Origin of the sequence: Desulfovibrio sp. Huiquan2017 (genome assembly GCF_017351175.1) — a bacterium.
In the GTDB taxonomy this organism is placed as follows: Bacteria; Desulfobacterota; Desulfovibrionia; order Desulfovibrionales; family Desulfovibrionaceae; genus Pseudodesulfovibrio.
On record NZ_JAFMPN010000018.1, the window covers coordinates 84131 to 96258 of the forward strand.

Here is a 12128-nt window from a genome sequence, read left to right on the forward strand (position 1 = left end):
AAGGCCGGAAGTCAAGAAAAAGGGCTCACGCCCCGGGCAGGGTCACACGCAGGGTGGTCCGGTCCTCGGCGTCCGAGACCCCAAGCTCGATGGACCCGCCCATGGCCCCGGCCGCCAGCCGCGCGGAATAGGTTCCCAGGCCGGTGCCGTCCCGCTTGCCCCCGGTGGAATACTTGTCGAAAAAGGTCTCGCGCAGGGGCTTGGGCACGACTCCGGGATTGGCCATGGTCAAAACGACCTCCTTCCCCGACGCCGCCCGCACAGATATCTCGCTTCCCGCCGGAGCGGCTTCCACCGCATTGAGCAACAGATTGGAGACCATGGCCTCAAGCAGCGCCTCATTGGCGGGGATCGTCAGGCAGGCCAGCCCGTCGTCCGGCACCCCGTCGAATTCCACGGTCACGGTCTGGTCACGGTCCGCGATCCGCCCGGCCAGGTTGCCCAGGGTCTCCCGGATCACGGCCATGAGGTCCACGGACACGGGTTCGTAGGCGTAGGTCCCGGCCTCGATCTTGTACAGGGTCAGAGACATGCCGATCATGCGCAGGGCCTTTTCCGCCTGGTGCTCGATGAGATGCAGCATCTCGCTCAATTCGGCATCCAGGCGCTCCTCCTCGATAAGCAGGTACCGGCAGCCGTTGATCACGCCGATAATCGGCCCTCTGAGGTCATGGGCCACGATGCGGTCCACATCCGCGCGCAATTCTTCAAGTCCTTTCTGCTCGGAGATGTCCTGCACGCTGACCACCAGGCTCTCCCTGCCGTCCACCGTGGCCTCCACCATGTTCTTGAGCACCGGCAGACGGCTCCCGTCCTTGCGGGTCAGGTAGCACTCGTCCACACTGACGTGTCCATCGATGCAATGCCAGGGGCAGGACTTGGCGTCGCCGCATAGAATTTCCCGGCAGGGTGAGCCGAGCAGCTCCGCCCGGGAAGACCCGACCAGCCTTAAGGCCTCGGGATTGGCACCGGTCAGGGTGCGCGTCTGGAAATCGACCACGAAGATTCCCACGGGCATGGAGTTGAGGATGCCCGAGAGGCGGCGCCTGGATCGAGCCAGGAGGTCCGCGCGCTCCCGATTCTCGGTCTCGTCCAAGGCAAAGGCGTAAAAATAGTAGTTCTGTCCGTGGTGATCGCGGGCCATGGCCATGTCCAAGCGGATCCAGCGGAGTTCCCCGTCCTTGCGACGCATGCGCACGATCAGCCCCTGGACCCAATCCTCGCTCCGGGTCAGGGAGACGATGCGCTCCGCGTCAACCGGGTCCACCACATGCGAGAAGGTATCGCCCGCCAGGGCTTGGATCCGGGCCATTTCCGCAGGGGATTCGTAGCCGAGCATGCGGGCATAAGCCAGGTTGCGTTCCACGAACCGGCCGCCCACGAAGCCGTGGGTAATGCCCACCGGACTGTTCTCGAACAGGATGCGGCGGCGCTCGTCCGCGACGCGCCCTTCGGCCTCGGCCTTGCACCGCCGGGCCACTTCCTGCTCAAGGTCGTGAGTCCGGGCCAGGAAACGTTCCTCAAGGTCGCTCCGGGCGCGGTCCAGCTCCTCCTGGACCTCGTCCATGGTCCGCATGGACGGCAGCCAGAACCACAGCCCGGCCAGGAGCAGGCTTGCCCCGGCCAACTGCCCCAGGAGCTTGGCCAGATAGATGTGCACGCGCACGTCGCCTATCACGCCCCACCCCGGGATGCCGAGCATGTCGATGATCTCCATGAAGACCCCGAAGAGAATCAGCAGGAAACCGATTTTGATGAGCAGAAAGCCCCGGCGGCCGTAATTCACGGTCCGATCGGCGCGGATGAAGAGCCCCAGCGCCATGGCGAGAATAAAAAACCTCAGAATTTCAAGAGTTATTTCCAGCACGCGTGGTTCCTCCGGCCAAAGGGGCTCAAAGCTACCCTACGCCCTCCGGCCGCCCGCTCCAATTATTAATTCCCGGCCGGTGGAAACCTCCCGTCGAACTTGACAGAACCGGCCCGGTACTTAATAAGCTGGCTAGAGTTAGGGACTCCTCCCAAGGAACGCAACGCGACATGGCATACAAATACGTCTTCGGCCCGGTGATGAGCGGGCGGCTCGGCCGTTCTCTCGGACTCGACCTGCTCGGCGACCGCATCTGCTCCATGGATTGCGTCTACTGCGAGGTGGGGGCCACCAGGGAACGGACCTGCGAACGCAGGGTGTACGTCCCGGCGGCCGACATTCTCAAGGAACTGTCCTTGTGGAAGGAAGAAGGGCTGGAGCCGCCCGATATGATCACGCTGGGCGGCTTGGGCGAACCGTGCCTGAACGCGGACATGGAGGCGATTATCCTCGGAGCCAAACGGCTCTTTCCGGGGATTCCCGTGGCCGTGCTGACCAACGCCAGCCTGATGACCGATCCCGAAGTGCGGCGCGAGTTGTGCGCCGCCGACGTGGTCCTGCCCAGCCTGGATTCCCTGGTGGACGAAGAATTCGCCAGGGTGAACCGGCCGGACGAGACCATATTGCCCGAGGCCGTGGCCGAAGGGCTCCTTGCATTCAAAAAAGAATTCAAGGGAAAGATATTTTTGGAAATTTTGCTTGCCGAAGGAATTAACGATTCCGACGAGAACCTCGGTAGGCTACGGATTTTCTGCCAGCGGCTTGCTCCCGACCGGGTGGATGTGGTCACTTTGACCCGTCCGGGCACGGTCAAGGGGGTCCGCCCCGTGGACGGGGAGGTTTTAAGCCGTTGGCGCCTGGCGCTTGGAGGCGGGGGGACCCGCCAGGAAAAGCGACCGGGGCATGCGGGCAAGGAAATGAGCCTGGAGCGGATGACCGCTGCCGTGACCGCCTCCCTGAGCCGCAGGCCCCAGACCGCCGAACAGTTGGCCCAGGCCCTGGGAGCGGACCCCGACAAGGTCCGCCAGGCCGTGGAAGCCCTTGAAAAAACGGGCGACGTCACCCGCCGGGATGACCGGGGGAAGACATTTTACCACGGAACGGGCCATGTCATCGAAGACTGATGGGCGCGCCGGGATCAGACACACACTTTTCTCGTCACGAGGTTTCCATGACCAAAAAGAAACGGCAGAAGATGTTCATCTCCGTGCTGCCGGGAGAACAGGTTGAGGTCGTCATAGCCGAAGAGGGCAAGGTCAACGAATATTACGTTGAAATGGTCCACCAGGCCAAGACCAAAGGTAACATCTACAAAGGCTACATCCACAACATCGACAACGGGCTTCAGGCCGCGTTCATCAACTACGGCGCCGAACGCAACGGTTTCCTGCAAATCGACGAAGTCCACCCCGAATACTACGTCAACGAGGTTCCCACCAAAAAAGGCCAGCGCTTCCCGCTCATGCAGAAGGTGCTCAAGCCCGGCCAGGAGGTCCTGGTCCAGGTGGTCAAGGAACCCACCGGCAAGAAGGGCGCCTTCCTGACCTCCTACCTTTCCCTGCCCGGACGTAGCTTCGTCTACACCGTGGGCCGCAGCCAGATCGGGGTTTCGCGCAAGATCGAGGACGAAAAGGAACGAGGCCGCCTCAAGACCGCCCTGGAGGGGTTTGAAACCGCCGAGGGCGTGGGCCTCATCGCCCGCACCGCAGCCGTGGGCCAATCCAAGGCCGCCCTGGAGCGCGATTTCAAGTACCTGAACCGGCTGTGGACCGACATCCGGGCCAATGCCCAGAAGGTCAAGGCCCCGTCCCTGGTCTACCAGGAACTCGGGCTGGCCGCCCGCGCCGTGCGCGACTACCTGAGCACGGATATCAGCGAAATCTGGGTGGACGACAAAGAGACCTATGAGCAGGTCCACCAATTCGTCAAACTGGCCTTCCCGCGCAAGAACAATCTGGTCCGGCTGCACGAGGACAACGAGCTTTCCCTGCTGGAGCGGTTCAACGTGGTCAAGCAGGTGGAAGAAATCTACTCCCGCGAGGCGTCCATGCCCTCGGGCGGACGACTGGTCTTCGACGCCACCGAGGCCCTGACCGCCGTGGACATCAACTCCGGCAAGATCGGCGGGGAAAAGAATTTCCAGAAGATGGCCCTCAAAACCAACGTGGAGGCCGCCCGAGAGATCGCCCGCCAGCTCAGGCTGCGGGACATCGGCGGCCAGGTGGTCATCGATTTCATCGAGATGAAGAACCCCAAGGACTGCCGCGAAGTGGAAAAGGTCATGCGCGCGGAAATGAAGAACGACCGCGCCCGGACCGACGTGTCGCGCATCTCTTCCTTCGGGCTCATGGAACTGGTGCGCCAGCGCCTCGGCTCCTCGGCCATCGCCATCTCCACCGAGCCCTGCCCCTGCTGCAAGGGCACCGGCATCCGCCGGAACATGGAATGGCAGGCCCTCCAGGCCCTCAAGGACATCCACCGCGACCTGCGCCAGCCAGGTTCCGAAGAGGTCCAATACGACTGCGAGGAGGAGCTGGCCATCTACCTGCTCAACAACAAGCGCGGCATCCTGGCGGACCTGGAAAAACGCTACGACAAATCCATCCACATCGACATCGAATACGAGTACGACGAATAGCCGTGCTCCCGAACCGCAATCGCAGGCCCCCGCCCCGAGACTCTCGGGGCGGGGGCCTTTGCATTGCGTATGGCGGCCGTACCGGGCTAAGCCGCCGCCCCGTCGCCGGAGCTGTCGAAGGCTCGTGCCCGATGAAGGGCGGCCCCGAACGGGCGGGCCGCCAAAGATCAGCTAGTCAAAATCCCGCATATTGACCCTCGCCCGCCCTTCAAGATCCCGCAGCCGTCCCCGCACGGCGATGGACATGGGCCGGAGCATGGACTTGATGCGCCGCCGGACCGTGTGGAACAAGGTAAACTTATTTACGTCCTTTACCGCCCCGGCCTGCTCTCTCCGCGTCAATTCCGCGTCCACCGCCTCCAGGTCCTTCCTGATCAACGCCAAAAACAGGGGAAGAGCTTCCGGATTGATGCCCATCTTGAAAGGATCCTCGGTGAAAAATTCCTCGGGCAGGGAATCGAAGAGGCTCAGGCTGTCGGCGATCACCTTCTTTCTGGCCCATTCATCCGCGTCCGTCAGCGTGGGGATGAGCCGCCGCATGTCGCGAAAATAATTCTCGTTGAGATACTTGACCAGGGGAGCGGGCATCGCGGCATCCAACAGGATCCGTTTGGCCTCAAGATAATGGGCGATGAGATGATTGACGTAGGTGTCGAGGCTCAGGTCGGCGGACTTGTGCTCTTGCCGGAAATAATAGATCTGGCGGGACGTCTGGGAAAAACTCTTCGCCCTGGTCAGGGCTTCGTACATGAACAGGACATCCTGCCCCATCCGAAAAGGGAGGTGCTTGAGCTCGTTCTCCCGGACGAATTCCGTTCTGAAAATCCAACGCCACACGACCTTGCTTTTCCAGTAGCGCGGGGCATCCCTGAATACGAGATTGGAGGCTTCGGGATGCGGGAAATAGTTGCGCGTATTGCCGGTCCGGTCGGAAAAGACGATGGCGTTCCCGGAGACCAGATCGGCGCCGTCCTCCTCGGCCTTGCCGACCAGGACGGCCGCGGCATCCCGGGAAAGAGCGTCATCGGCATCAAGAAAATGGAGATACTTCTTGTTCGCCAACTCCTGTCCCTTGGCCCGCGCCGGGCCGAGCCCGGCGTTCTCCTGGTGCACGACTCGAATCCTGTCGTCCAGCCCGGCGTAATGGTCGGCTATCCGCCCGGTCGCATCGGTTGATCCGTCGTCAACGATCAGGACTTCGATATCCCGGCACGTCTGGTCGAGGCAGGACTCGATGGCGGTGGGAAGCCAGGTCGCCATGTTATAGGAAGGGATAACTATAGTAAGGCCAGAATTCATTGTATTTCCTTATTATTTTTTGAATTTCAGCAAGCGCCGGGGACGGTTCATTCGCCCGTCGCGGGCAAAGTGAAAATGAAGGTGGAACCCACGCCGACCTCGGATTCGACCCAGATGCGGCCGCCGTAATGCTCGATGATCTCGCGGCAGATGGTCAGCCCCAGGCCGGTGCCCTTGGGCTTGTTGACCATGGTGTCGTCGGTATGGGTCTGATGGAACTTCTCGAAGATCTGGGACTGATCCTCGGGATGGATGCCGGTGCCGGTGTCCACCACTTCCACGCGAAGTTGGCTGAAACGTGGAAAGGCTCGCAGGGTGACCGAGCCCTTTTCGGTGAACTTGGAGGCGTTGTTGAGCAGATTGATGAGGACCTGCTGCATGCGGTCGCGGTCGGCGATGATGCGCGGCAGGCCGGACTCGACCTCGGTACGCAACTCCAGGGCGGTCTGGGCGAACATGCCGGAAACCGAATTGGCGGCCACCTCGATGACCTCGTTCATGTCCAGTTCCTCGTCGCGCCAGCCCATGGAACCGGACTCGATCTTGTTCAGGTCGAGGACATCGTTGATCAGCCGGGTAAGACGCTCACCCTCGTGGCTGATGATGGCCAGATTCTCGCGGATGCGCCTGCCCTTGCGGGCCAGGGCGCTGTCCGGGTTAACCAGGGGCAGGAAATTGCGCGTGAACTCCTTGTTCAGGAGCTTGGCGAAGCCCAGGATGGAGGTCAGGGGCGTGCGCAGTTCATGGGAGACCGAGGAGAGGAAGGCGGACTTCATCTCGTCCAGTTCGCGCAGCCTCTGGTTGGCCTCTTCCAATTCGCGGGCCTTGTTGACCAAATCCTCGGTGCGCTCGCGGACGAGCTGCTCCAGATGGCGGTTCAGGTCGGCCAGATCCTGCTCGGCCTTCTTGCGATCGGTGATATCCTCCAGGATGCCGTCCACGAAGACGAAGTTGCCCTGCTCGTCGTGGATGGCCCGGGCGTTGAGGGAGGCCCAGATGGTCTTGCCGTCCCGGCGGTAATATTCGGCCTCGAAACGTTTGACCTCGCCCTGCTCGCGCACCCGGTCGAAAAACCCCAGCATGTGATCCGGGTTGACCATGATCCGGGAGCTCAGGGACCGGACGTTGGACAGGAATTCGTCCAGGGAGTCGTAGCCGAATATGCGAGCCATGGCCGGATTGGCCCGGCGCAGCACGCCGTCCGGGGTGGCCTGGAAAATGCCCTCGATGGCGTTCTCGAAAATGGACCGGTACTTTTCCTCCGCTTCCTGGAGGGTCTTGTTCATGGTCTGGAGCTTGTTTTCGCGGCCCTCGATCTCTATGGACATGCGCCGGAACCGTTTCGCAATTTCCAACAGCTCGGCATGATAGACCTCGCCGAAGTCGTAGGAAAAATCGCCCTTGGCCACGCGGGCGATGCCGGACTGAAGGACCATGAGCGGCTTGTTCAGGAAGACGCGCAGGAGCAGGCCCGTGATGGCCAGGATGACGGAAATGGACACGACGATGATGATGATCGAGACGAACATCTGCTCGTCCAGCCGCTTCTTCTCGCGCTCCAGGGTGAAGTCGATCTCGGCCCGGCCGATGGTGCGGCCCTCGAAGATGATGGGCCGGACCTTGCTGAAGTCCGCGGTCGCGCCCGAGAATTTCTCGTGGGCGAAGACCACCTCGTTGCGTGAACCGTAGATGCGGATGCCCTGGACCATGTCGTCGTGGGTGTAAACCGAACCGATGAGCCGGGCATTGTCGTAATCGAGGTTCCAGATGGGCACGGCCAGAATTTCGGCCACCGAGGAAATAGTGTCCTCGCCCTTTTTCTCGGCCGAGGCCCACATCTCTTGCGACTGCTGCCAGTAGATGAACCCGCCGAGCCCCGTGGCGATGATCATGACGATGACCACCAGGCTGAAGGTCAGGTCCCGCGAGATGGACCTGCTGGTCAGGAGAGGCCGTTTTCTCTTGGGGTTGTCTGCTCGCATCTGTTTTCCGAAAAAAAGGATATGGGACGACTGCCTGATCGCGCATCCTCCCGACAGGCTCTACACGACTCCCAGCACCCTGTCATCACAGTTATAGAGGATACCGACTCCGCAACCGGGCCACGGTCCCGTCCCCGACAAGCCGGGCCAGGGCCTTCTTCAGGCGGGCGCGCACGGCCTCGGGCAGCCGCCTGGCCACGTAAGCACGCAGGGAATTGCGCTCCAGGACCAGAGGATCGCCCAAAAACCGACGGCGCAGGCCGATGCGCTGGACCTCGCCCGTCAGCCCATGGAGCGAACCGAGCACGGCGTCCACCCGCCCGGCCAGGAGCATCCGGAAACCGAGTTCATGATTTTTGCACGGGAAGGGGATGAACTTCAACGACCGGGCCAGGTCGAGTTCGCGCCGCGAGCCCCGAACCACGGCCACGGTCTTGCCGACCAGATCGCGGACGGTGCGCAGGGGCGTCTCCACGCGCCCCCAGGCCACCATGGTCAGGGGCCTGACCGTCCCGATGTCCTCGGCCAGTTCGACAATGTCCGCTTGCTGCGGCATGAAGATCATGTCCGCCGTGCCTGCGTGGATCTCCTCCACGCCCCTGGCCAGGGGGACGAACAGGTTGACGGGCTCCATTCCGGCCGTGCGCGCGAGGGCGTCGCCGAGCTCCAGACAGAAGCCGGCGGGACGGCCCTCTTTCAGGCTCCCACATGTGCCCAACTCAGGACTCACGATGCGCAGGGCCCGGGCCTGGGCCAATGCCGGGAACGCGGACAGAACGAACAAAACGCATACCAGCAGAAGCCATTGCCGGGGAATATGTGCCGAACCGTGGAGCATGGTGCAATTTAGACTGCATTCCTTGAAAAAGCAACGCGAGCCGGGCTCCTCCGACGAAGATCGGCCTTGCCATATCCCCGGCTCTCCCTTATCTGTGCCGGAACCGACCATGCGTACGACCATCATCCTTCTCTTCCTGGCCGCGCTGCTTTGTCCGGCCCTCGCGCCGCACCGGGCCGAGGCTCACCCGCACGTCTACGTGGACGTCTCCCTGACTTTCCACCTGAACGACGCGGGATTGTCGAGCGTGCACCAAAGCTGGCTCTTCGACGAGATCTTCACCCGGGCCATCCTGAGCGACCTGGGGCTGGACGCGGCCGCCCTGGCCACGCCCGAGGGGCAGAAGGCCGTGCGTGAGGGGGCGTTCCAGTACCTGTCCAACTACCATTATTTTACCCTCGTCGAGGCGGGCGGCAAACGGCTGCCGGTCAAAGTGGAGCACTTCCGGGCCAGCCTGGACGGAAACCGCTTCGTCTACGATTTCGACATGCCCCTGAATCTGCCCGTGGACCGGCTCGGCGATTTCCGCATGGCCGTGTTCGACAAGGAATACTATACGGACATGATCTACGCCGAGAACGGCGTGCGCTTCGACGTCAGGGGCGGGATCTCGGTCAGCCACGCCATGCGGCCCGCCAAGGACCAGACCTACTGGCGCTACATCGTGCCGGACGCCGTTCACATGTCCGTAAGCGTCGCCCCCGGCGCATCGCCGGAGGTCACGGCGGACCGCCGGGAAGCGGCCGACGGCCCCGGCGTGCTCACCCGGCTGATGAGCATGGTCCGGTCGGCCCAGAAGGAGCTGACCAAGCGGCTCAACGGGTTCGGCACCCGGCTCAGGGACGACCCATGGGGCCCGGCCCTGTGGATGTTTCTGGGTCTGTCCTTCGTCTACGGAGTGATCCACGCCGTGGGGCCGGGACACGGCAAGGCCGTGGTCTGCTCCTGGTTCTTGAGCCATCCCGGCTCGTTGTGGAGCGGCGCGCTCATGGGCAACGCCATCACCTTCGTACACATGGGCTCGGCCGCCCTGGCCGTGGGCGCGGCCTATCTCCTCTTTTCATCGGGCATGGGCGGATTCGCCGCCGCCAGCCGGGCCATCCAGCCGGCGAGCTACGGGCTGCTCGCCCTTATGGGGCTGTTCCTCCTGACCAAGGCCGTGCTCGACCTGCGCAAGGGCGGGCTCCTCGCGGCCCACACCTGCGCCCACGATGAACCCGAAGGCGAGGACCTGCGCTCCATCCTGGCCGTATCCTTCGTCACCGGGCTCATCCCCTGCCCCGGCGCGGCGGTCATCCTGGCCTTCGCCATCGGACTGAACATCTTCTGGACCGGAGTGGCCGCCCTCGTGATCATGGCTATGGGCATGGGGCTGACCACCACGCTCTTCGCCTGGTTCGCGGTCTCGGCCCGCAAGGCCGCCCTGGCCCTGTCTGGCCGCAACCGCCGCCTGTTCAACACGATCCACGCCGGACTGTCCCTGTGCGGGGCCGCAGCCATCTGTCTGTTCGGCACAGCCCTGCTCATCGGCTCCCTGACCGCCTGATCCCCCTTCCCGGCTCACGTCACGGCCTCCCCCGGGTATCGCTCTCCCCGGCCCCCGCGCCGCCAGGCCCCCTCGCCCCGCCTACGCGGCCCACCCACGGCAATGCCGGTCCCAACGCGCGGGACATGCCTTTGCGCTCGTAAAAAAATCGTTGACATGTTTTTTTACTTTTAGGTAAAAAGATCATGTTACGATTTCTAAAACGAAACCATGGACTCACAAATATGAAAAATACGCTGGACTCCCAAGACCGGAGGCTGATGGCGGAACTGACCCGCGACGGACAATTGTCGCCCGGCAAGATCGGTGCGGCCACGGGCGTGACCGCGCCCACAGTGCGTTCACGGCTCAAGAACCTCATGCACGCCGGGGCGCTCAAGGTGGCGGGGCTGGTCAACCCCATGCGCGTCAAGGGACTCACCGTGGCCCTGGTGGGCATCAGCCTGATGAGCCACGAACAGCTCGGTGAGAAACTCGACCAGATCGGCGCCCTGCCCCGAGTCAACTGGGCGGCGGTGGTCACCGGGCGCTACGACATCATTGTGGAGATCATCTGCCAGGAAGGCATGGATGATCTTTATCATTTTCTGGACCGGGATCTGTCCCAGGTGGGTGGCATCAACACCTCGGAATCCTTTGTCGTCATGAAATCCCGGCGCAAGTGGCTGCTGTTGCCCGACGCCGTGATCGATACCTTCACCAAATAACGTTAAGGCCGCCGGAGAGGGCGGAGAGCTTTGCAAAGGAGCATCAGATGATTATCGGCATCCCCAAGGAAATCAAAACGCTGGAAAACCGCGTGGCCATGACCCCCGGCGCGGTGGAATCCCTGGTCCGCCAGGGCAACGACGTGCTGGTCGAGGCCGGAGCGGGCCTGGGAAGCGGCCTGGCCGACGAGGAATACGTGGCCGCGGGAGCCAAGATGGTCTCCGCCGAAGAGGCTTGGAGCGCCGAGATGGTCATCAAGGTCAAAGAGCCGCTGGAGAGCGAGTTCAAGTACCTGCGCAAGGACATGGTCCTGTTCACCTACCTGCACCTGGCCGCCGCTCCCGAGCTGACCAAGGCGCTGCTCGACGCCGGAACGACTTCCGTGGCCTACGAGACCGTCAAGTCCGCCGACGGCACCCTGCCCCTGCTGACCCCCATGTCCGAGGTCGCCGGACGCATGGCCACCCAGGTGGGCGCGCACTACCTGGAAAAGACCCAGGGCGGCCGGGGCATCCTGCTCGGCGGCGTGCCCGGCGTGTACCCCGCCGAAGTCCTTGTCCTGGGCGGCGGCGTGGTCGGCACCAACGCGGCCCGCATCGCCATGGGCATGGGCGCGCGCGTGACCATCCTCGACCTTTCCCACCAGCGCCTCCAATACCTGGACGAAGTGTTCCAGGGCCGCATCACCACCATGATGTCCACCGAGCCCAACATCCGCCAGATGATCCAGCGGGCCGACCTCGTCATCGGCGCGGTCCTGCTGCCCGGCGCCAAGACCCCGAACCTGATCACCCGCGACATGCTCCCCCTGATGAAGGAAGGCGCGGTCATCGTGGACGTGGCCGTGGACCAGGGCGGCTGTATCGAAACCACCCACGCCACCACCCACGACAACCCGACCTACGTCATCGACGGCGTGGTCCATTACGGCGTGGCCAACATGCCCGGCGCGGTACCCCGCACCTCCACTTTCGCCCTGGTCAACCAGACCGCTCCCTACGCCCTGCGCTTGGCCGCCAAGGGCGTGGACGCCCTCAAGGCCGATCCCGGCCTGGCCCTCGGCCTGAACACCTGGGCCGGACACCTGACCTGCCCGGCCGTCGGCGCCGCGCTCAACATCGAGTCCATGACCCCGGAAGAGGCCCTGGCCCAAATGTAGCGGACGTCGCTCCCGCACACGACAAAGGCCCCGGTCCAACGACCGGGGCCTTTTTCTTATGCGGCCCCATGTCAAGGACTCCCGTATTTCT

General features: G+C 63.1%; 9 protein-coding genes. 5 read left to right on the plus strand and 4 right to left on the minus strand.

Translation table 11 applies throughout. From position 1 onward, the window contains the following. Positions 1-25 precede the first annotated feature (25 nt). On the minus strand, positions 26-1867 hold the full coding sequence (locus tag J0909_RS15590; RefSeq protein WP_207264242.1) for a sensor histidine kinase: 1842 nt from the start codon (positions 1865-1867) through the stop codon (positions 26-28). A 170-nt stretch (positions 1868-2037) separates the two neighbouring features. Between J0909_RS15590 and J0909_RS15595 the strand changes: the two genes are divergently transcribed. Both J0909_RS15595 and J0909_RS15600 read left to right on the plus strand, forming a co-directional pair. Next, positions 2038-2991, plus strand: coding sequence for a radical SAM protein (locus J0909_RS15595; RefSeq protein WP_207264244.1), 954 nt, complete (start codon positions 2038-2040; stop codon positions 2989-2991). 47 nt (positions 2992-3038) lie between these two features. Further along, positions 3039-4505, plus strand: a complete 1467-nt coding sequence (locus J0909_RS15600; protein WP_207264246.1) for an Rne/Rng family ribonuclease — start codon at positions 3039-3041, stop codon at positions 4503-4505. A 171-nt stretch (positions 4506-4676) separates the two neighbouring features. Here the strand turns inward: J0909_RS15600 and J0909_RS15605 are convergent, their stop codons facing one another. The 3 genes from J0909_RS15605 to J0909_RS15615 form a co-directional block, all read right to left on the minus strand. Continuing rightward, on the minus strand, positions 4677-5804 hold the full coding sequence (locus J0909_RS15605) for a glycosyltransferase family 2 protein (RefSeq protein WP_207264247.1): 1128 nt from the start codon (positions 5802-5804) through the stop codon (positions 4677-4679). A gap of 47 nt (positions 5805-5851) precedes the next feature. After that, entirely contained in the window at positions 5852-7786 is a 1935-nt protein-coding gene (locus tag J0909_RS15610) for a sensor histidine kinase (RefSeq protein ID WP_207264248.1), read from the minus strand. A 91-nt stretch (positions 7787-7877) separates the two neighbouring features. Then, entirely contained in the window at positions 7878-8570 is a 693-nt protein-coding gene (locus J0909_RS15615) for a substrate-binding periplasmic protein (RefSeq protein WP_207264249.1), read from the minus strand. Positions 8571-8733: 163 nt separating this feature from the next. Between J0909_RS15615 and J0909_RS15620 the strand changes: the two genes are divergently transcribed. The 3 genes from J0909_RS15620 (at position 8734) to ald (ending at position 12037) form a co-directional block, all read left to right on the plus strand. Beyond that, on the plus strand, positions 8734-10170 hold the full coding sequence (locus J0909_RS15620; protein WP_207264250.1) for a HoxN/HupN/NixA family nickel/cobalt transporter: 1437 nt from the start codon (positions 8734-8736) through the stop codon (positions 10168-10170). A gap of 224 nt (positions 10171-10394) precedes the next feature. Continuing rightward, a complete protein-coding gene (locus J0909_RS15625; RefSeq protein ID WP_207264251.1) occupies positions 10395-10877 on the plus strand; it encodes an Lrp/AsnC family transcriptional regulator in 483 nt (160 codons plus the stop codon). A 47-nt stretch (positions 10878-10924) separates the two neighbouring features. Beyond that, positions 10925-12037, plus strand: coding sequence for an alanine dehydrogenase (gene ald / locus J0909_RS15630; protein ID WP_207264252.1), 1113 nt, complete (start codon positions 10925-10927; stop codon positions 12035-12037). Positions 12038-12128: the final 91 nt, after the last annotated feature.

Bases quoted from the DNA above. Each gene is read 5' to 3' on its own strand.
- J0909_RS15595 (WP_207264244.1), top strand. From the start codon at position 2,038: ATGGCATACAAATACGTCTTCGGCCCGGTGATGAGCGGGCGGCTCGGC.
- J0909_RS15600 (WP_207264246.1), top strand. From the start codon at position 3,039: ATGACCAAAAAGAAACGGCAGAAGATGTTCATCTCCGTGCTGCCGGGA.
- J0909_RS15605 (WP_207264247.1), bottom strand. From the start codon at position 5,804: ATGAATTCTGGCCTTACTATAGTTATCCCTTCCTATAACATGGCGACC.
- J0909_RS15610 (WP_207264248.1), bottom strand. From the start codon at position 7,786: ATGCGAGCAGACAACCCCAAGAGAAAACGGCCTCTCCTGACCAGCAGG.
- J0909_RS15620 (WP_207264250.1), top strand. From the start codon at position 8,734: ATGCGTACGACCATCATCCTTCTCTTCCTGGCCGCGCTGCTTTGTCCG.
- J0909_RS15625 (WP_207264251.1), top strand. From the start codon at position 10,395: ATGAAAAATACGCTGGACTCCCAAGACCGGAGGCTGATGGCGGAACTG.
- ald (WP_207264252.1), top strand. From the start codon at position 10,925: ATGATTATCGGCATCCCCAAGGAAATCAAAACGCTGGAAAACCGCGTG.